At 71.9% G+C, this 19653-nt stretch carries 17 protein-coding genes; 8 read left to right on the forward strand and 9 right to left on the reverse strand.

Translation table 11 applies throughout. The annotated features are described in order from the left end of the window. Nucleotides 1–36: 36 nt before the first annotated feature. Nucleotides 37–453, reverse strand: coding sequence for a YciI family protein (locus KZQ38_RS04350; protein ID WP_219438572.1), 417 nt, complete (start codon nucleotides 451–453; stop codon nucleotides 37–39). Between the two features lie 191 nt (nucleotides 454–644). Between KZQ38_RS04350 and KZQ38_RS04355 the strand changes: the two genes are divergently transcribed. The 3 genes from KZQ38_RS04355 to KZQ38_RS04365 all read left to right on the forward strand — a co-directional run bounded on the left by KZQ38_RS04355 (nucleotide 645) and on the right by KZQ38_RS04365 (nucleotide 4125). Continuing rightward, entirely contained in the window at nucleotides 645–1715 is a 1071-nt protein-coding gene (locus KZQ38_RS04355) for an FAD-dependent oxidoreductase (RefSeq protein WP_219438574.1), read from the forward strand. A gap of 80 nt (nucleotides 1716–1795) precedes the next feature. Then, a complete protein-coding gene (locus KZQ38_RS04360; RefSeq protein WP_219438576.1) occupies nucleotides 1796–2836 on the forward strand; it encodes an LLM class flavin-dependent oxidoreductase in 1041 nt (346 codons plus the stop codon). 11 nt (nucleotides 2837–2847) lie between these two features. Beyond that, nucleotides 2848–4125, forward strand: a complete 1278-nt coding sequence (locus KZQ38_RS04365; protein ID WP_219438578.1) for an NtaA/DmoA family FMN-dependent monooxygenase — start codon at nucleotides 2848–2850, stop codon at nucleotides 4123–4125. A gap of 42 nt (nucleotides 4126–4167) precedes the next feature. Here KZQ38_RS04365 and KZQ38_RS04370 read toward each other — a convergent pair whose 3' ends face one another. The 4 genes from KZQ38_RS04370 to KZQ38_RS04385 all read right to left on the reverse strand — a co-directional run bounded on the left by KZQ38_RS04370 (nucleotide 4168) and on the right by KZQ38_RS04385 (nucleotide 7486). Further along, entirely contained in the window at nucleotides 4168–5646 is a 1479-nt protein-coding gene (locus tag KZQ38_RS04370) for a hypothetical protein (RefSeq protein ID WP_219438580.1), read from the reverse strand. A gap of 21 nt (nucleotides 5647–5667) precedes the next feature. Further along, nucleotides 5668–6219 (reverse strand): DUF3558 domain-containing protein, encoded by a 552-nt coding sequence (locus KZQ38_RS04375; RefSeq protein WP_219438582.1) that lies wholly within the window; start codon nucleotides 6217–6219, stop codon nucleotides 5668–5670. A gap of 16 nt (nucleotides 6220–6235) precedes the next feature. Then, the gene (locus tag KZQ38_RS04380) at nucleotides 6236–6643 is read right to left on the reverse strand and encodes a hypothetical protein (protein ID WP_219438584.1); all 408 of its coding nucleotides are present in this window, start codon (nucleotides 6641–6643) and stop codon (nucleotides 6236–6238) included. Between the two features lie 102 nt (nucleotides 6644–6745). Continuing rightward, a complete protein-coding gene (locus KZQ38_RS04385) occupies nucleotides 6746–7486 on the reverse strand; it encodes an ESX secretion-associated protein EspG (protein ID WP_219438585.1) in 741 nt (246 codons plus the stop codon). Nucleotides 7487–7942: 456 nt separating this feature from the next. On the opposite strand from KZQ38_RS04385, the gene KZQ38_RS04390 reads away from it, so the two are divergent. After that, on the forward strand, nucleotides 7943–9943 hold the full coding sequence (locus KZQ38_RS04390) for a glycoside hydrolase family 3 protein (RefSeq protein ID WP_219438587.1): 2001 nt from the start codon (nucleotides 7943–7945) through the stop codon (nucleotides 9941–9943). A gap of 19 nt (nucleotides 9944–9962) precedes the next feature. Here KZQ38_RS04390 and KZQ38_RS04395 read toward each other — a convergent pair whose 3' ends face one another. Beyond that, the gene (locus KZQ38_RS04395; RefSeq protein ID WP_308258233.1) at nucleotides 9963–10838 is read right to left on the reverse strand and encodes an EamA family transporter; all 876 of its coding nucleotides are present in this window, start codon (nucleotides 10836–10838) and stop codon (nucleotides 9963–9965) included. A gap of 67 nt (nucleotides 10839–10905) precedes the next feature. Here KZQ38_RS04395 and KZQ38_RS04400 point away from each other — a divergent pair, with 67 nt between their 5' ends. Continuing rightward, nucleotides 10906–11403 (forward strand): MarR family winged helix-turn-helix transcriptional regulator, encoded by a 498-nt coding sequence (locus KZQ38_RS04400; RefSeq protein ID WP_219438591.1) that lies wholly within the window; start codon nucleotides 10906–10908, stop codon nucleotides 11401–11403. Between the two features lie 54 nt (nucleotides 11404–11457). Continuing rightward, nucleotides 11458–11802 carry a hypothetical protein gene (locus KZQ38_RS04405; protein WP_219438593.1) on the forward strand — a complete coding sequence of 115 codons (345 nt, stop codon included), beginning with the start codon at nucleotides 11458–11460 and terminating at the stop codon, nucleotides 11800–11802. 1 nt (nucleotide 11803) lies between these two features. Here the strand turns inward: KZQ38_RS04405 and KZQ38_RS04410 are convergent, their stop codons facing one another. Continuing rightward, nucleotides 11804–12205, reverse strand: coding sequence for a hypothetical protein (locus KZQ38_RS04410; protein WP_219438595.1), 402 nt, complete (start codon nucleotides 12203–12205; stop codon nucleotides 11804–11806). Further along, nucleotides 12198–12650, reverse strand: a complete 453-nt coding sequence (locus KZQ38_RS04415) for a hypothetical protein (protein WP_308258234.1) — start codon at nucleotides 12648–12650, stop codon at nucleotides 12198–12200. The genes KZQ38_RS04410 and KZQ38_RS04415 overlap by 8 nt, the downstream gene beginning before the upstream one ends. A gap of 174 nt (nucleotides 12651–12824) precedes the next feature. On the opposite strand from KZQ38_RS04415, the gene KZQ38_RS04420 reads away from it, so the two are divergent. Next, complete coding sequence (locus KZQ38_RS04420; RefSeq protein ID WP_308258264.1) at nucleotides 12825–13925, forward strand: endonuclease; 1101 nt, start codon at nucleotides 12825–12827, stop codon at nucleotides 13923–13925. Between the two features lie 609 nt (nucleotides 13926–14534). Here the strand turns inward: KZQ38_RS04420 and KZQ38_RS04425 are convergent. Next, complete coding sequence (locus KZQ38_RS04425; RefSeq protein ID WP_257900848.1) at nucleotides 14535–15683, reverse strand: ROK family transcriptional regulator; 1149 nt, start codon at nucleotides 15681–15683, stop codon at nucleotides 14535–14537. 236 nt (nucleotides 15684–15919) lie between these two features. Between KZQ38_RS04425 and KZQ38_RS04430 the strand changes: the two genes are divergently transcribed. Then, entirely contained in the window at nucleotides 15920–19648 is a 3729-nt protein-coding gene (locus tag KZQ38_RS04430; RefSeq protein ID WP_308258235.1) for a GH92 family glycosyl hydrolase, read from the forward strand. Nucleotides 19649–19653 lie beyond the last annotated feature (5 nt).

Consider the following 19653-nt stretch of genomic DNA (forward strand, 5'->3'; position numbering starts at 1 on the left):
TCAGCTCCCGTCACGCGTCGGCGCGGCGGGGTGGTCCTACTGGCCCACCCGGGCCCGCAGCTCCTCCTCGCGCTGGAGGACGTCCGGCGCGACGTCACCGAAGTCCTCCGGCGAGAACACCTGGCGGATCTCGATCTGCGACTCGGCGCCGGTCGGGTTCGGCACCCGCTTCACCCACTCGACGGCCTCCTCCAGCGACTTGACCTCCAGCAGCCAGAAACCCGCGATCAGCTCCTTGGTCTCGGCGAACGGCCCGTCCACGACGGTCCGCTGGTCACCGGAGAAGTACACCCGAGCGCCCCTCGAACTCGGGTGCAGCCCCTCGCCGGCCAGCAGCACGCCGGAGTTCACCAGCTCCTCGTTGAACTCGCCCATCGCGCGAAGCTCCTCGTCGGTGGGCATGGCGCCCGCCTCGGTGTCGGGCGTGGCCTTGACGATCACCATGAAACGCATCTTCTTCGTCCCCTTCGGAGGAGTGCTCGTGCCTGTCCCTCAGGCGCTCCCACCACTTACGTCGAACGGGCACCCGCCGGATCGACACGTCGGCCCGACTTTTTTCGACTTTTTTGTTTTCGCAGGTCAGCGGGGTTGATCACCACGTGGGAAGGCTGGACGTGCCGCCCGGCGCACCCCAAGCTGACGGCGTGACCGATGTGGACGTGGTGGTGGTCGGCGGTGGCGTCATGGGTTCCGCCGCGGCGTGGCGGCTCGCTTCACGCGGGGTGGAGGTGGCGTTGTTCGAGCGGTTCGCGCGCGGGCACGTGCTCGGGTCCTCGCACGGCGCGTCGCGGATCTTCCGGCTGGCCTACCGGGACCCGGTGTACGTGCGGTTCGCGGCCGAGGCGCGGGAGGGCTGGCGTGCACTCGGCGGCGGCCTGCTCACCGAGACCGGCGGTGTCGACCACGGCGACATCACCGGGTTGCCGGAGGCGCTGGCCGCCGCGGGCGAGCCCGGCGAGGTGCTGTCGCCGGACGCGGCACGTGAGCGGTGGCCGGGGTTCCGGTTCGACGACGCGGTGTTCCACCACCCGGCGTCCGGGCGGCTGCACGCCGACCGGGCCGTGGCCCGGTTCCAGGACCTGACGGTCGCCCTCGGCGGCGTGGTGCGGTACGAGACGCCGGTGCGTGAACTGCGGGTCGGTGAGCGGGTGGAAGTCGTGACGGAGCACGGCGTTTACCGCGCGCGGCGGGTCGTGGTCGCGGTCGGGTCGTGGACGGCCGCGCTGCTCGACGGCCTGGTCCCGTTGCCACCACTGGTGGTCACGCAGGAGCAGCCCGCCCACTTCGCGCCGGTGACCGACGCGACCTGGCCCGCGTTCATCCACCGCCGACCCGGCGGGGTGTACGGGCTGGAGACGCCGGGCGAGGGCGTGAAGGTCGGCACGCACGGCGGCGGACCGGTGGTCGACCCGGACGCGCGTGACTTCCGCGCCGAGCCGACCCGGCTCGCCGCGTTGCGGCGGTACGTGCGGGACTGGTTGCCCGGCCTCGACCCCGCCGCGTTCACCCCGATCAGCTGCACCTACACGTCGACGCCCACCGAGGACTTCGTGCTCGACCGGCGCGGGCCGCTCGTCGTCGCGGCCGGGTTCTCCGGGCACGGCTTCAAGTTCGCGCCCGCGGTCGGCCGGGTGCTCGCCGACCTCGCCACGTCCGGACCCGGCGGCGACCGCCGCTTCGCGCTGGATATTCCCGGAACGACGCGGAAAACCTGAGCGTTCCCACAGGGTGGTCGCCCCTCCGACCGGGTCCCGCGCCGGCGCAGAATCCGGAACAGGTCGAAGGGAGCTGGGACATGGGGACTGGTCTGCACCTCGCCGCGGCGCTGGAGGGCACCGGGTGGCACCCCGGGGGACCGGGCGATCCGGCGCGGTTCACCCCGGACTACTGGGTGGACCTGGTGCGGGAGGCCGAGCGCGGCCTGCTGGACTTCGTCACGTTCGAGGACGGGCTCGGGCGCACCGGGCGGCTGGACTCGGTGCTGGTCGCGTCCCGCGTCGCGCCGCTGACCACGCACATCGGGCTGGTGCCGAGCGTGGTGGCGACGTTCACCGAGCCGTTCCACCTGTCCAAGGCCATCGCGACGCTCGACTACGTGAGCGCCGGCCGGGCGGGTGTCCGGGTGCGGGGCAGCTTCTCCGCCGAGGACGCGCGGCACTTCGGGCGGCGGTCGTTCCCCGACGTGCCCGGCGAGGAACTGCTGGCGGACCTGGTGGAGGAGACCGCCGACTACGTCGAGGTGTTGCGGCGGCTGTGGGACAGCTGGGAGGACGACGCCGAGATCCGCGACGTCGCCACCGGCCGGTTCATCGACCGGGACAAGCTGCACTACGTCGACTTCCGCGGTCGGTGGTTCAGCGTCAAGGGTCCCTCGATCACGCCGCGCCCGCCGCAGGGCGCGCCGCCGGTCGCCGTGCTGTCGCACTCGCCACGCATCCACGACCTCGCGCGGCGGCAGGCGGACATCGTGTTCAGCACGCCGCACGACGTCGCGGAGGTCCGGGCCGCCGCCGCGGAACTCGGTGGCCTGCGGCACTTCGCGGACATCGTGGTGTTCCTCGGCGGTGACCGCGACGCCGCGGACGTGACGTCCGACGCGCACGTGTTCACCGGCACGGCGAGCGAGCTGGCGGACCTGCTGGTGGCCTGGCACGCCGCGGGTGTCGACGGGTTCCGGCTGCGACCGGCGGTGCTGCCGGACGACCTGGTGGCCATCACCGGCGAACTCGTGCCCGAACTCCAGCGCCGCGGCGCGTTCCGCACCGAGTACGGCGCCACGACCCTCCGGGGCCACCTCGGGCTGCCCCGGCCCGCCAACCGCTACGCGGCCGTGTGAGAGGACTCGCCATGGTCAAGCAGATCCACCTCGCCGCGCACTTCCCGGGCGTCAACAACACCACCGTGTGGAGCGATCCCCGAGCGGGCAGCCACATCGAGTTCTCGTCGTTCGTCCACTTCGCACAGACGGCGGAGCGCGCCAAGTTCGACTTCTTCTTCCTGGCCGAGGGTTTGCGGCTGCGCGAGCAGAACGGCCTGATCTACGACCTGGACGTGGTGGGCCGCCCGGACACCTTCACCGTGCTGGCGGGCCTCGCCGCCGTCACCACGCACCTCGGCCTCGCGGGGACCATCAACTCGACGTTCAACGAGCCGTTCGAGGTGGCGCGGCAGTTCACGTCGCTGGACCACCTGTCCGGCGGTCGCGCCGGCTGGAACGTCGTCACGTCGTGGGACGCGTTCACCGGCGAGAACTTCCGGCGCGGCGGTTACCTGCCGGAGGAGCAGCGCTACGAGCGGGCGCGGAAGTTCCTGGACGCGGCCACCGTCCTGTTCGACTCGTGGCGGCAGGACGGCGACTTCTCCTACCAGGACGAGTTCTTCGACATCTCCGGCCGGTTCGACCTGCCGCGCTCGCCGCAGGGCAGGCCGGTGATCCTCCAGGCGGGCGACTCGTCCGAGGGCCGCGAGTTCGCGGCCGCCAAGGCCGACGCCATCTTCAGCAGGCACGCCGGGCTCGCCGACGGGCAGGCGTTCTACCGCGACGTGAAGGGCAGGCTGGCCAAGTACGGGCGCAGCCCCGACCAGCTCAAGGTGCTGCCCGCGGCGACGTTCGTGCTGGCCGGCACCGACGCCGAGGCGCAGGAGCGGGCGCACGAGGTGCGGCGGCAGCAGGTCAGCGGGCAGACCGCGATCAAGTTCCTGGAGCAGCTGTGGAACCGGGACCTGTCCGCGTACGACCCGGACGGTCCGCTGCCCGAGATCGACCCGCTGGTGGGTGAGAACACCATCGCGCGCGGGCGGGCGAGCGTGCGCAGCCACCGGGACCCGGTCGCGACGGCACGGGAGTGGCGTGAGCTGGCGGCGGCGAAGAAGCTCTCCATCCGGGAGCTGATCATCGAGAAGACCGCGCGGCAGACGTTCATCGGGTCGCCGTCGTCGGTGGCGACGCAGATCAACGACCTGGTGCAGGCGGACGCGAGCGACGGGTTCATCCTCGTGCCGCACGTGACGCCCGGCGGTTTCGACGAGTTCGCCGACGCGGTGGTGCCGCTGTTGCAGGAGCGCGGGGTGTTCCGGACCGAGTACACCGGGCCGACGTTGCGCGACCACCTCGGCCTGGCGTGACGTGCCCGCGTGCCCACCGGTTCGGCCCGGTGGGCACGCGGGTCAGCGATCCCAGTCGCCGATCACCGGGGGCGCGGTCGCGCCGGGTGCGCCGAACACGTCGTCCGGGTCGGGCTCCAGCAGGTAGGACGGCGTCTGGTGCTCGACGTCCTCCTCGCCACGTGCCACCGGGGGCGCGAACCCGCCCAGTCCGCCGACCGGACCGCCGCGCCCGCCCCGTGCCGGCGCACCACCCGGCCTCCCGCCGCCCGACCCGCTCTTCCCGGCGTCGCCCCGCACACCGCTGACCGGCCCGCCACCGACCGCCCCACCGCCGCGGGCCTGTCCCGGCACTCCGGCGACCCCCTTGCCGCTCACGCCGCCACCGCCGCGCGCACCACCACGCGCGCCGCCACCGGTCCCGCCGCCCGCGATCCCGCCGCCCGCGATCCCGCCGGCCGTGCCGGCCGCAGTCGCGCCCTTCCGCTCACGGTCCGCTTCGGACACCCGGTTCACCTCGGCTGCCCGGTCCACCGCGGCAGCCGCGGTCCGCCCACCGGGCGGCGGAACCGGCACGTGCCCCGTCCCGCTGGGCTGCGTGACGCCTACCGGCGGCTTCGCGTCCACAATGGACTTCTCAGTACGCGGAACCTCTTCGGTGCCGGCGGATTTCGTGGTGTCGTGCGACATCGGCCGCACGGGTGCGTGATCGTCGGTCCCGGACCGGGCCGTGGACTCGGCCGAGACCTGCTGCTGTTGTTGTTCAGGGGGCGGGGGAGCGAACGCGGGTTGGGCGGCGGCGGTCTGGGCCACCGTGCGGTCGTACGTCTCGACCACCCGCGCGGCCTCCTGGTGGTCCCGCTGCTGCTGCTCGAACAAGGCCCGGTCGGCCGCGACCTGCGCCGCGAACCGAGCCGGGTCGGTGATCGACATCAACCGGGCGTTGGCCGCTTCCACGTCGAACGGCTCCGCGGGCGGCGGGACGCTGTTCTTGGCATCCGTCAACGCCCGCGCCTGCTGCGTGAACAACGTGCCCGCGAGCTGGGCGGACACCCCCGTCTCCCCGGCCCTGTTCCCCAGTGCGGCCAACGCGCGCCGGGCGCCGTCACCGGCCTCGCCGCGCCAGTCGTCCTCGCTGTCGGTGATGGCCTTCGCGATGGCCTCGTGGAAGGCGGTCAGCGTGTTGCCGACCCGGGTCCACGTGGTCCCCATCTCGTCCACCTGCCCCGGGTCGACCTCCTCGTGCACGCTGTCGTAGAGCTGCTGGTGCGGGATGCCCGGGTAGTGCGCCTCGGGAGCGGCCGGCGCGGTGCGGGTGAGCGCGCTCTGCTGCTTGAGCTGCGCCGCCTGGTGGTCGAGCAGGTCGTCCAGCCGACCGGCCGCGCTCAACGTGTTGACCACGAAGGCGAGCGGGCTGTCGCTCAACCCCCGCTCGGCCATGAGCCGCCGCATCAACTGGTCGTCCGTGTAGGACTCGGAATGCCGGTTCAACCCGTAGCGGTCGTAGGCGTCCGGCGGTAATCCGGAGGTCCCCTCGGTCATGTCCCCTCCCAATCGGTATCGCTACGGAAGCCTCGGTTCCACGAGTTCCGCCACCTGCTTGGCGAGCGCGCAGGGATCGTGGTCGGTGCCGACCGCGTTGACGACGACGTCCACCCGCGAGCTGTCCGTGACGCCGAGGAAGATGCCGCAACTCCGCATCTCGTCGAGGAGTTCCCGAGCGGCTCGGCCGTTGACCGAGGTCTCCTTGATCTCCCCGCCGTTGGGCTGCACGCCGGACAGGCCGGTGTTCGTCCGCACGGCGAGGACGAAGGCCGCCTTCTGCGCCGTGAAACTGCACGCGGCGGCGGTGCCGAGCTTCTTCCGCTCGGGTTCCCGGCGGTACCGCCCCAACACACCCTCGGCTTCCGGTCTGGTGACGAGGCCGCACGGGTCCGCGTCCGCCAACGACACCTTGGAAGGCGTGGTCCCGGTGGTGGTGCTCGCGGAAACGCGCGGCGGGCTGATGTCCGCGGTGGACGCGCGTCTGGCGATCCCCGGCACCACCTCGGTCGCGCACGCCGTCAGGGCGAGCAGCGAGGTCATCACACAGGCCAGGCGAAGACGAGAGTTCACAGGTGCTCCCGGTCGTTCAGGCGCTGAGTACGGAGCCGCCGGTCGATTTCAAGTTCTGCGCGCGGTCCTCGTCGGTCGCCTGATAGGCGTTCATCGCCTGCTGGACGTCGTCGGCGAGCGACCGCAGGTCGGAGATCAGCCGTTCGAGCGCGGCGAAGAACCCCTGGTCGCGATCGGTCGCGATGGAGGCGAAGAAGGGCCGGTAGACCCGGGCCGCGGGAGTGGTGCCGATCGGCGGTTCCTGTTCCAGGACGGAGCGTTCCGCCAGGACCAACTGCACCGAGGCGAGGATCTCGCTGATGGCGCTCAGGAGCGCCTGCCCGCCGGACGGGCTGATGGAGAACCCCGCCGCGGTGGCGGCGCGGAAGTCGGCTACCGCGGCTGACATGCCGTGGACGCCTGTGGTGAGACCGCCTGTCGTCACTGTCCCTCCCCGCAGGGCACTTGCTATGACATTCGGTATGAATTGAGCTGCTATGCTTATCAGGCCACAGCTCGGACGTAGAGTACGGCTGGTCGGTTTCGTTCATCCAGGTGATCCTCGGGCCAACTGGGTGATTCTCTTGACCAGCTCTGCGTGATCGGCCGGGGTGTAGACGGTACCTGCCGGGCTGTTTCCGTTATCCGGAATGATTGCGTATCTACCGGTGTCCGTGTCCAGGTAGGTCACGGAACCGAGGTCTTCTCCATGTGAGACGACCGTGAAATAGCCCGCGCCCGTGCGTGGCCGGCGGAGTACGGTCGCCGCGACCGTTCGGGCGCTCGGCGCGGCCGGTTGCACGCGGGACGTGAAGCGGAAGTCCGAGAAGTCCTCGTCCGGGGTCGCGGGGCTGGTCGGGACGGTCACGGCCGTGCTCGGACCCGGCGGCACCGGTGGCAGCAGCCCGACCAGCTCTGCCACCACGTCCTCGGGCGCGTGGCGGTGGAAGGCGATGGACTCGTCCCGCTCCACGGCGACCAGGCCGGCGTCGCCGTCGGCCACCGCCAGGGCCACCTGCCGGGCGCCGCCGGAGGTGCCGACCAGGGCCGTGGTGAAGCGGCCCTCGGCGAACAGGCGCACGGCCTCGACCAGCTCGGGCGCGAACGCGTGGGGGCGCACCAGGTTTCGCGCGGCCAGCGAGTGGTGTGCCTCGGCGACCACCGCGATCCGTTCCTCGCGTGTCGTGCCGTGGTGCCCTATGACGAACGGGAAGCGTCGCACGTTCACCTGCAACGCGGCGCCGATCACGTCCAGTTCGGCGAAGCCGAACTCCAATTCCGCCACCACTCGAAAACCCCACCTCGCCCGGACGACGGGCCTAATACTGTCAGTGGCGGGTCGGGTGCTTACCCTCTTTGTGCGGCCTCGCGGTTCTTACGCTCCAATGGGCCACGATCTCCATCGTGTGGTGCCACTGCGGCTCCCCGATGTAACGGAGCCCATTCCGCAGAACTATTCGGTATCCCGTGGATTATAGGGGTTCCGCCGCACGCGCGGCTGCCAAACAGGGGAATCGTTGATCGGCGCGCCGGAGCGGTTACCGTACACCGAGCGGGGGATGCGGTGAACGCCCAGCGTCACCGAGGGGTCGAGGCGAGGAACGCCCGCCCGGCGGCACCGTTCCCCGCAACGAATCGCTGACCTGCGCGGAAGCGCTCCCATAGGAGTATTGACCGGATGCCCCGGCGGCTCCACCATCGGGCGGGACACCGCCGCCGCACCCCGCCGAGGAACGGACCGCAGATGTCCCGCAGACACCTGAGCACCGCACTCGCCGCCCTGCTCGCCGCCGGCCTGACGACCGGCGCCACCACACCGGACCGCCCCGTGGTGGGCGAACCACGCCTGGAGCACGGCTGTGCCCGCATCGAGCAACGCCTGCCCGAACTCGCCGACTGGCCGACCGTGCGCACCCGGGTCCGGTCCGGACCGGGCGACGAGGAACGCGTGCGCCGGATACTCGACTCCATGACCCTGGCCGAGAAGGTCGGCCAGATGACGCAACCGGAGATCCAGTCCATCACCCCGGACGAGGTGCGCCGGTACGCCATCGGCTCCGTCCTCAGCGGTGGCGGGTCGTGGCCCGGCGGGGACAAGCACGCCTCGCCGCGGGACTGGCTCGCGCTGGCCGACGCCTATTGGGACGCGTCGAAGGGCACCCGCCTCGGCGTGCCCGTGCTGTGGGGCATCGACGCCGTGCACGGCAACAACAACGTGTTCGGTGCGACGGTCTTCCCGCACAACATCGGCCTGGGTGCGGCGCACGACCCGTGCCTGGTGCGCGACGTGGCCGCCGCGACCGCCGACCAGGTCCGCGTCACGGGCCAGGACTGGACGTTCGCGCCAACCCTCGCCGTGGCTCGCGATGACCGCTGGGGCCGCACCTACGAGGGCTACGCCGAGGACCCGCGGATCACCCGCGCGTACGGCTACGAGGCCGTCCGCGGCCTCCAGGGCGACGGCCGCCGCCGGGTCGACGTGCTGGCCACCGCCAAGCACTTCATCGGCGACGGCGGCACGATCGGCGGCAAGGACCAGGGCGTCAACCCGTCCTCCGTCGCCGACATGGTCAACACCCACGGCCAGGGCTACTACGGCGCGCTGGCGGCGGGTGCGCAGACCGTGATGGTGTCGTTCAACAGCTGGGACAACGCCGAACTCGGGATCGCCGAGGGCAAGCTGCACGGCAGCAGGCACGTGCTCACCGACGTGCTCAAGGCGAAGATGGGCTTCGACGGCCTCGTGGTGTCGGACTGGAACGGCATCGGGCAGGTCGAGGGCTGCACCAACGCGAGCTGCCCCCGTGCGATCAACGCGGGCGTGGACGTGGTGATGGTGCCCACCGACTGGAAGGCGTTCATCGCCAACACGGTCCAGCAGGTGGAGAGCGGCCTGATCCCGGTGGCGCGGATCGACGACGCCGTGACCCGCATCCTGCGCGTGAAGCTGCGCGCCGGTGTCCTGGACGGCGAGCGGCCCTCCGCGCGTGCGCACGCGGGTTCGGCAAAAGCCTTGCAGGCCAAGGAACTCGCCCGCAAGGCGGTCCGGGAGTCGTTGGTGTTGTTGAAGAACGACCGGCACGTGCTGCCGCTCAAGCCGCGCGCCAAGGTGCTCGTGGTCGGCAAGAGCGCGGACAGCCTCCAGAACCAGACCGGCGGGTGGACGTTGAGCTGGCAGGGCACCGGCAACACCAACGCCGACTTCCCCGGCGGCACCACCGTCCTGAGTGGACTGAGCGACGCGCTCGGCGCGGAGAACGTGGTGTTCTCCGAACACGGCGACGTGGACCCGAAGGGCTTCGACGCGGTCGTCGCCGTGCTCGGTGAGACCCCGTACGCGGAGGGGCACGGCGACATCGGCGAGCGCACGCTGGAAGCCGCCCGGCAGTACCCGGAGGACGTGGCCGTGCTGGACCGGGTGCGCGGCCGGGGCACACCGGTCGTCACGGTCTACCTGTCGGGCCGCCCGCTGCTGGTCAACAAGGAGCTGAACCGCTCGGACGCGTTCGTCGCGGCGTGGTTGCCCGGCACGGAGGGCGGCGGCGTGGCGGACCTGCTGGTGCGCGGGCGGCACTCGTTCCGGGGCACGCTGCCGTACTCGTGGCCGCGCGCCGCGTGCCAGTCGCCGCTGAACGCCGGCCAACCCGGCTACGACCCGTTGTTCGCGCCGGGCTACGGCCTGCGGTCGGGGCAGCACGGCGACGTCGGCCCGCTGCCCGAGGACGCGCCGGAGACCTGCGGGTGACGAGCGTGGCGCGGCGGGCTCACCGCCGCGCCAACCCGCTCGCCCGCGGCGTGGCCGCGCGACCCCCGGTCTGCGCAACGACGAGCGCGGCGAGCACGACCACCGCGCCGGCCACCTGCGCCGCGGTCAGGTCCTGGCCGAGCACGAGCCACCCGACCGCCGTCGCCACCACGGGGCTGAGCAGGCCGAGGAACGCCACCTCGGTGGCGGGCAGCACCCGCACGCCGCGGAACCACAGGCTGTACGACACGGCCGCGCCGAACACCGCCAGGTACGCGTACCCGGCGACGTTGGCCGCGGTGAGCGCGGGCGGCGGGCCCTCCAGGAGCAGGGTGACGGGCAGGAGCAGCAGGCCGCCCGCGACCAGCTGCCAGCCGGTGGTGGCGAGCAGCGGCGCGGGTGAGCGCCAGCGCTTGCCCAGCACGGTCCCGAACGCCATCACCACCGCGCCGCCCAGCGCCGCCGCCACGCCCAGCCAGTCCAGGGCGGCGTTGGCCCGCAGCACCAGCAGGCTCACGCCGGCCACGCCCGCGATCGCGGCGAGCGACACGCGCAACGTCATCCGCTGCCCGAGCAACGCGGCCGACAGGCCGGCGACCACCAGCGGCTGCACCGCGCCGACGGTCGCGGCCACGCCGCCGGGCAGCCGGTAGGCGGCGAGGAACAGCAGCGGGAAGAACGCGCCGATGTTCAACGCGCCCAGCACGAGCGACCGCCACCACCAGTCGCCCGCCGGCAGCCGCCGGGTGACCGCGACCAGCAGCAGCCCGGCGGGCAGCGCGCGCAGCAGGCCGGCCAGCAGCGGGCGGTCGGGCGGCAGCCACTCGGTGGTGACGTAGTAGGTGGTGCCCCAGATGGCGGGACCGAGCGCGGGAAGCAGTCGGTTGCTCAGCACCAGCCCAAAGTATCTCAGCGCTAAGGTAACCCTCCGGTGATGTTCCTCACCGCTAAGCTTGCTCGGCATGGGAGACCACGTGGACCTCGTGCTGGACCAGTGGCACGAGCGGCGGCCCGACCTCGACGTCTCGCCGATGGCCGTGCTGGGACGGCTGTCCCGGCTGTCCCGGTTGGTCGAGGGCGAGCAGCGCAGGACGTTCGCGCGGCACGGGCTGGACCGGGCCACGTTCGACGTCCTCGCGACGTTGCGGCGCAACGCGCCACCGCACGCGCTCACCCCCACCGAGCTGATGCGGTCCTGCATGGTCACCTCCAGCGCCATCACCCAGCGCCTGGACAAGCTGGAGGCACGCGGCCTGGTCGCCCGCGCGCCGAGCGACGTCGACGGGCGCGGCGTGGTGGTCGCCCTGACACCGCGGGGGTACGAGCTGATCGACGCGGTCATGCCCGACCACGTGGCGACCGGGCAGCGCCTGCTCGCCGCGCTGGACACCGCCGAACGCGCCGCACTGGCGACGACGCTGCGTGCCCTCCTCGAATCCCTCGAAGGCGCCGACGGCTGAGCCCGCGGGCCGGCATGGTGGTACGCGTCACGTCGTCGACGAAGGGGGAGTGACGTGCGGCGGATCGCGGTGATCGGCGCGGCGGTGCTCGCGACCGGTCTGCTGGGTGCGGTGCCGGCCGGTGCGGCGGTGAGCCCGCACTGCCAGGAGGACGGCTACTGCCTGTTCTCCGGGGTCGGGTTCGGCGGCACGCGGGCGGTGCTGCCGGCGGAGCACGGCTGCCGGGCGGTGTCGACGCTCGGGTTCACCCCGGCCCGTTCGGCGGCCCGCGGTTACGGCGACGGCCTGGCGTTGGAGATCTTCGCCGACACCGGCTGCGCCGACCACCTGGCGTTCGTGTACGACGAGGTGCCGGAAACCAACGCCCGGTCCTACCGCCTGGTGCCCGTCCCGGGGTGAGTCACGGCGCGGTGCGGCGCAGCCACAGCAGGCCCAGCACCGGCAGCACCAGCGGGATGAACCCGTAGCCGCTGCCGAAGCCGGACCAGACCGTGGCGTCGGGGAACCACGCCGGCACGAGCAGGCTGACCGCGCCGACCACCACCACGCCGACGAGTTCGACCGCGCACGACAGGAACGCCACCCGCCGCGACGCGCGGCTGCCCACGGCGAGCGTCACGGTGGCCAGCACGTAGACCACGGCGGCCAGCGCCGACAGCAGGTACGCCACCGGGGCCTGGTCGAAGCGGGTCGCGATCTGCACGGCCGACCGCGCCGCGGCGGCGAGCGCGAAGATCCCGTAGACGGCGATCAGCAGGCGGCCCGGCCCGGACCGGGTGGCCTCGGCGAGCGCGTCAGGCATGACCGCTCCACACCTGCTGGAGGCGCAGCACCAGCACCGGCACGCTCAGGCAGCCCACCGCCAGCACGGACGCGCCCCAGCGCGAGCGCTCCGCGATCGACCAGAACCCGGCCAGCGGCAGCACGACCACCGGTGCGACGAGGTAACCGACGAACGTGGGCCCGTGGATCTCGCGGTCCAGCCCGATCAAGCGCACGACGCCGATCACGGCCTGCGCGAGCAGCCCGAGTTCGAGCAGCGCGACCGCGCCCGCGAGCCCGAGCGTGGCCCCGGTCTCCAGCGTGAGCGGCTTGTCCAGGATCGCGAGCAGCACCGACCAGGCGGCTGCCACCAGCGCCAGGACGGTCAGCGCCACGGCCAACGAGTCGATCACCAGGTCCTCCAACGGCGTGTCACCGCGACAGTAGTCGCCGCCGTGGAACGGCCCGCGACCCCGTGCGGCCACCTGGCCTTCGGGAGCGATTCACTCGTTAGTGGCCACTTTCGTGCGATCCTGCCTGAGGTCAATTGATCACGCACAGTCAGGACCTCTGACGCGTGCTGTCTCCCTGCGACGCCGCAACCGGAGAGAGGACACCCCACCGTGCGAAAGGTCCCCTGGCGGACCGCCGGCCTGTTCGTGGCCGCCGCGACCGCCATCGCCACCCTGTCCGCGCCAACGGCCGCCATCGGCGCGGCACCCGTCACCGTCGCCGAGGCGATCACCCGGCAGGGCGGTGGGTCCACCACCGTCCGGGGCTACGTCGTCGGCCAGCCCACCGCGACCAGCACCGTGGTCCGCGCCGGCTTCCCGTCGGACCACGCCCTCGCCCTGGCCGACTCGCCGACCGCCACCAGCCCGTCCCAAATGCTCTACGTCCAGGTCACGGCGTCCTTCCGCGCCGCGTGGGGCCTGCGGACCAACCCCGGGCTGCTCGGCACGCGCATCGACGTGACCGGACCGCTGTCCGCGTACTTCGCGCACCCGGGCCTCACCTCGCCGACCGCGTTCGCCCCGGCCGGCCCGACCACCACCACCCCGTCATCGGCGCCCGGTGGCGACTACTACCGCGACGCCGCCGGCAAGTCCGGCGCCGAGTTGAAGACCACGCTGAACCGGATCATCCGCACCAACACCAGGCTGTCCTACGACCAGGTGTGGAACGCGCTGAAGGCCACCGACGAGGACCCCGCCAACCCGGCGAACGTCGTCCTGCTCTACAGCGGGCGGTCGCAGAGCAAGTCCGCCAACGGGGGCAACGCGGACGACTGGAACCGCGAGCACGTCTGGGCCAAGTCGCACGGCGACTTCGGCACCGCGACCGGGCCGGGCACGGACCTGCACCACCTGCGCCCGGAGGACGTGTCGGTGAACGCCAACCGCGGCAACAAGGACTTCGACACCGGCGGCTCGCCGGCCGCCGAAGCACCCGGTAACCGCACCGACGGCGACTCGTGGGAGCCGCGCGACGCGGTCAAGGGCGACGTGGCGCGGATGCTGTTCTACATGGCGGTCCGCTACGAGGGCGGTGACGGGTTCCCGGACCTGGAGCTGAACGACAGCGTCTCGAACGGGAGCAAGCCGTACATGGGTCGGCTCTCGGTGTTGCTGCGGTGGCACGCCCAGGACCCGCCGGACAGCTTCGAGAAGCGCCGCAACCAGGTCATCTTCGACACCTACCAGCACAACCGGAACCCGTTCGTCGACCACCCGGAGTGGGCCGGGTCGATCTGGGGTTAGGCAGGTCGTGCCCAAAGCCGGAGCACGACCCCGGACCGCCCCGCTGACGGGTGTCCCACAACCGCGCAGCTCGCCACATGCGCCTGGCCCGCCACGCCGGCGCGGGGAGGACGGCGGTCGGGCAGGCCCCTAATTTTCAGGCAGGCTTCCTGAAAGTTTCGGGGGCGGGGCACCCTGGCCGGTGCGGGGAGGGCGGCGGTGGGGCGGGGCGTTAACTTTCAGGCAGGCTTCCTGAAAGTTTCGGGGGCGGGGCCGCCCCGGTCGGTGCGGGGAGGGCGGCGGTGGGGCGGGGCGTTAACTTTCAGGCAGGCTCCCTGAAAGTTTCGCGGGGCGGCAGCCTCCGGGACCGACCCGGCCGGCCGCACCTTCGAGGGCAGGCCCCAGGCAGCGCAAGTGTGCCCACGGGGCAGGTGTTTGCGGGCGCGGCACCTGCCCCGTGGCCGGTCGAAAGGGGACCACGTCCCCCGTACTCCCCTCCCGACTCCCCTTGCAACAACAGAAGGACACACACCCTCCAGGAAGGAGGCGTCTGTAACGCTATGACACAACCTGCCGGTTCGCTTCTACTACATCTGAGTGAATTACCAGGTGGCAGCGAGTTGACTACTCTCAGAGAGTGACAGCGTTCCGGCGGGTGAACACGAGTTCGCGCGCGGAGCGCAGCCCGACCGCGATCGCACCGCTGAGCACCGCCCCGTCGCCCAGCTGACCGGCCACGATCCGCGGCTTGAGCGGCGTCATGCGCCGCATCGCCGCCTCCAGCGGTTCCTGGAGCAGCTCCGTGTTGCCGCCGATCCCGCCACCCAGCACCACCAGCTCGGGATCGATCACCGCGGCCACCGACGCCACCACGAACGCCAACCGCTCCGCCTCGTCGCGCACCGCACGCAACGCCCGCTCGTCGCCGGACTTCGCCAGCGCGAACACGTCCCGCGCCGACTTCGCCGACGTGATGCCGTGCTTCTTCGCCAACGCCACCACGGACTCGGCCGCCGCCGCGGCCTCCATCCGGCCCTGCCCACCGCTGTCCACATCGGACGGTTCGCCGTACGGCAGGTAGCCGATCTCGCCCGCCGCGCCACGCGCGCCGCGGAACAGCCTGCCGTCCACCACGATCCCCATCCCGATACCGGTGCCGACCGCGATGCAGACGAACGCGTCCACGTGCCGCGCCGCGCCGTACGCCCGCTCGCCGACGGCCGCCAGGTTGGCGTCGTTCTCCACCACCAGGTCCGGCCCCAGCTCGGCCGCCAGCTCGGCCAGCAGACCGGGCCGCTCCAGGCCGGGCAGGTTCGGCGCGAGGTGCAGCGTCCGGTGCCGCGGGTCGGGCACGCCCGGCGTGCCGACCACCTTCGCCACCAGGTCCGACATCGCCAGGCCCGCGTCGGCCGCGGTCCGCTGGGCCAGGTCGCGGACGGTGCGCACGAGCGCGGGCGCGGACCGGCAGCGGTTGCGCTCGTCCACCCGCGCGATCACCGAACCCGCCAGGTCCGCCACCGCCACCCGGATCCGGTGCCGCCCGATGTCGATGCCCAGCACGTGACCCGCCGCCGGGTTCGGCTCGTAGACCATCGCGGACCGACCCGGCCCGGACGTCGTGCGGCCGATGGCGCGCACCAGTCCGTGCTGCTCCAGGTCCACCAACGCCTGGCCCACGGTCGGCTTGGAAAGACCGGTGTCCTTGGCGAGTTGGGGTCTGGTCGCCGGCCCGTCACGCCGGAGCCGGTCGAGCACGGCGCGTTGGTTCAGCACGCGCATACCCGCGGGGGTGCCCACCTGAGGCGACTTCCGGACCGTCACAGCGGGTGAGTCTAGATCGGGTGAACCGGCGAACGGGCAAGCCGCCCGGCAGGCTTGACACCGGTGTCGACGCGTGCTCCACGGGAGGCGGTGCGATGGGGCGCAGGTGGCTTGTCCTGCTCACGGCCGCTGCGGTCGCCCTTGGCGGCGTGGGAACCTGGTCGTCCGCTACCGCCGCACGGGGGGAGCCGACCGTGAGCGAAACCCTCTTCGGGACGTCCTTCGAGGACGGGGAGCCGCGGCCGACGTGGACCAGCGCGGTGGAGACCGACCCGGCCGGCCGCACCCGGGCCTCCGGGGTGGACGGCGACGACCGGACCGGCCTGCTCGGCGACGTCACGGACCTGGTGGTGGACGTGGCCGCGCACGCCGAGAACGCCGAGGCGGGCGAGGTGAAGGAGAACCTGGTCGACGGCGACCCGGCGACCAAGTGGCTCGCGTTCACCGCCACCGGCTGGGCGCGGTTCGGGTTCGCCGAACCGGTCGCCGTGCGGCGGTACGCCCTGACCTCGGCCGACGACGCGCCCGAACGCGACCCGAAGGACTGGGTGCTGCGCGGCTCGGTCGACGGCGGCACGTGGACAGCGCTGGACAGCCGCCGCGGCGAGGGGTTCGGCGGGCGCTCCCGGACCAGGGTCTACGACGTCGCCAACACCACCGCCTACCGGTACTACCGGCTGGACGTCACCGCCAACGCGGGTGGCGTGGAACTGCTCCAGTTGGCGGACATCCGGTTCTCCGACGGGTCGATCACACCGCCGCCACGCCACATGCGCACCACCGCCGGCCGGGGCGCGGTCGGCGGGTACGGCGCCAAGGCCGGCGCGGGTTTCACCGGCCGCAAAGCCTTGCGGTACCGGGGAACGCACGTCGCCGCCGGGCGCGGGTACTCCTACAACAAGGTGTTCGCGGTCGACATCCCGGTCACCACGCGCACCGAGCTGTCGTACCTGGTGTTCCCGTCGTTCACCGACGACCTCGACTACCCGAGCACGTTCGTCGCCGTGGACCTGGCGTTCTCCGACGGCACGTACCTCAGCGACCTCGGCGCGCGCGACCAGCACGGGTTCGAGCTGTCGCCACGCGGTCAGGGCGCGGCGAAATCGCTCTACACCAACCAGTGGAACCGGGTCGCGTCCGTGATCGGCGAGGTGGCCGCCGGGAAGGTGGTCCGGCGCGTCCTGGTCGGGTACGACAACCCGAGCGGACCGGCGTCGTTCAACGGCTGGATCGACGACATCGTCGTGCGGTCCGCGCCGACCACGGTGGACCGGACCCGACCGACCGACCACGTGCTCACCACGCGCGGCACGCACTCCAGCGGCAAGTTCTCACGTGGCAACAACATCCCGGCCACCGCTGTGCCGCACGGCTTCAACTTCTGGTCCCCGATGACCAACGCCGGTTCCACCGGTTGGCTCTACGAGTACGCCAGGGCGAACAACCGGGACAACCTGCCGACGTTGCAGGCGTTCACGGCGAGCCACGAACCGAGCCCGTGGATGGGCGACCGGCAGACGTTCCAGGTGATGCCGTCGACCGGCACGCCCACCGCGGACCGGGCGCGACGCGCGTTGCCGTTCCGGCACGAGAACGAGGTGGCGCGGGCCGACTACTACGGCGTGACGTTCGAGAACGGGATGCGCGTCGAGATCGCGCCCACCGACCACGCCGCGGTGTTCCGCTTCACGTTCACCGGCGACACCTCGAACCTGGTGTTCGACAACGTCAACAACAGCGGCGGCCTGACCCTCGACGGCACCGTGGTGACCGGGTACTCGGACGTCAAGAGCAGCCTGTCGACCGGTGCCACGCGGTTGTTCGTGCACGGCGAGGTCGATCGACCGGTGATGGCGAGCGGTCGGCTGACCGGCGTCGGCCGGGACGACGTGGCGGGCTACCTGCGGTTCGACACCTCCACCGAGAAGACGGTGACGCTGCGGATCGCCACGTCGCTGTTGAGCGTCGAGCAGGCGAAGCGGAACCTCGACCTGGAGGTGTCCACTTCGGACACGTTCGAGACGGTGCGCGAGCGCGCCCGTCGGCAGTGGGACGCCCTGCTCGGCGCGGTGGAGGTCGAGGGCGCGACGTCGGACCAGCTCACCACGTTGTACTCCAACCTGTACCGGCTGCACCTGTACCCGAACTCCGGGTTCGAGAACACCGGCACGGCCGCCGAACCGGTGTACCGGTACGCCTCGCCGGTGCGGCCCGCCGCGCCGTCTTCCCCGACGCGGACCGGTGCGCAGGTCGTGGCGGGCAGGATCTACGTGAACAACGGCTTCTGGGACACCTACCGGACGACGTGGCCCGCCTACAGCCTGTTCACGCCGACGTTGGCCGGTGAGCTGATCGACGGGTTCGTGCAGCAGTACCGCGACGGCGGTTGGGTGTCCCGCTGGTCGTCGCCCGGCTACGCGAACCTGATGACCGGCACCAGTTCCGACGTGGCGTTCGCCGACGCGTACGTCAAGGGCGTGCGGGGTTTCGACGTCGAAGCGGCGTTCGAGGCGGCCGTGAAGAACGCGACCGTCGCGCCGCCGGACCCGGGCGTCGGGCGGAAGGGCCTCGACACGTCGATCTTCACCGGCTACACGTCCACCGCGACCGACGAGGGCATGTCGTGGGCTCTCGAGGGCTGCGTCAACGACTTCGGCATCGCCGCCATGGCCAAGGCGTTGCACGACCGGACCGGCGACCCGGAGTACCTGGTGCTGCACGACTACTTCGCGGACCGGGCGCGGAACTACGTGCACCTGTTCGACCCCGCCATCGGCTTCTTCCAGGGCCGTCGACCGGATGGCGCGTGGCGCGTCCCGGCGGGGGAGTACGACCCGCGTGAGTGGGGGTACGACTACACCGAGACCAACGGCTGGAACATGGCGTTCTCCGTGCCGCACGACGGGCAGGGCCTGGCGAACCTGTACGGCGGGCGGGACGGGTTGGCACGCAAGCTGGACGAGTTCTTCGCCACGCCGGAGACCGCGAAGTTCCCCGGCTCCTACGGCGGTGTCATCCACGAGATGACCGAGGCGCGGGACGTGCGGATGGGTCAGCTGGGGCACAGCAACCAGGTGTCGCACCACATCCCGTACATGTACGACTACGCCGGGCAGCCGTGGAAGGCGCAGGAGAAGGTCCGCGAGATCCTGGCCAGGACTTACCTGGGCAGCGAAATCGGCCAGGGCTACCCCGGCGACGAGGACAACGGCGAGCAGTCGGCGTGGTACCTGTTCAGCGCGTTGGGCTTCTACCCGTTGCGGATGGGCAGCGCGGGGTACGCGATCGGCTCACCGCTGTTCACCAAGGCGACCGTGCGGCTGGAGAACGGCGGCACGCTGGTGGTGAGCGCCCCGAACAACAGCCCGCGCAACATCTACGTGCAGTCCTTGCGGGTCAACGGGAAGGCGTGGGACAAGGCATACCTGCCACACGCCGAGATCGCCTCCGGCGGCACGCTGGAGTTCGAGATGGGCGACCGGCCGTCGCGGTGGGCGACCGGGCCGGACGCCGTGCCGCCGTCGCCGACCACCGGCGCCGAACCGCCCCGACCGCTGCGGGACGTGACGTCGTCGGCGACCGCGGTCGGCTCCGGCCCGGTGCGCGCGTTGCTGGACGACACCTCCCGGACGTCCGCCGCGGTGTCGTGGCTCCAAGTCGACGTGGCCGGCCGCGGGGAGGAGGTCGAGTTCTACACCCTGACCTCGGCCAGGGGGTCGGGCGACCCGGCGGACTGGGTGCTGAAGGGCTCCTGCGACGGCGTCGCTTGGTCCACTGTGGACGAACGTGCCGGGCAGGAGTTCCGCTGGCGTCGGCAGACCCGGGTGTTCGAGGTCGCCCACCCGGGCCGGTACCGGCACTACCGGCTGGAGTTCCCGGGCACGGTGACCCTGGCCGAGGTCGAGCTGCTGGCCAGGCCGTGACCTGT

The organism is Saccharothrix obliqua (assembly GCF_019375475.1).
Taxonomy (GTDB): Bacteria; Actinomycetota; Actinomycetes; order Mycobacteriales; family Pseudonocardiaceae; genus Actinosynnema; species Actinosynnema obliqua.

Bases quoted from the DNA above. Each gene is read 5' to 3' on its own strand.
- KZQ38_RS04350 (WP_219438572.1), bottom strand. From the start codon at position 453: ATGCGTTTCATGGTGATCGTCAAGGCCACGCCCGACACCGAGGCGGGC.
- KZQ38_RS04360 (WP_219438576.1), top strand. From the start codon at position 1,796: ATGGGGACTGGTCTGCACCTCGCCGCGGCGCTGGAGGGCACCGGGTGG.
- KZQ38_RS04365 (WP_219438578.1), top strand. From the start codon at position 2,848: ATGGTCAAGCAGATCCACCTCGCCGCGCACTTCCCGGGCGTCAACAAC.
- KZQ38_RS04370 (WP_219438580.1), bottom strand. From the start codon at position 5,646: ATGACCGAGGGGACCTCCGGATTACCGCCGGACGCCTACGACCGCTAC.
- KZQ38_RS04390 (WP_219438587.1), top strand. From the start codon at position 7,943: ATGTCCCGCAGACACCTGAGCACCGCACTCGCCGCCCTGCTCGCCGCC.
- KZQ38_RS04400 (WP_219438591.1), top strand. From the start codon at position 10,906: ATGGGAGACCACGTGGACCTCGTGCTGGACCAGTGGCACGAGCGGCGG.
- KZQ38_RS04410 (WP_219438595.1), bottom strand. From the start codon at position 12,205: ATGCCTGACGCGCTCGCCGAGGCCACCCGGTCCGGGCCGGGCCGCCTG.
- KZQ38_RS04425 (WP_257900848.1), bottom strand. From the start codon at position 15,683: ATGCGCGTGCTGAACCAACGCGCCGTGCTCGACCGGCTCCGGCGTGAC.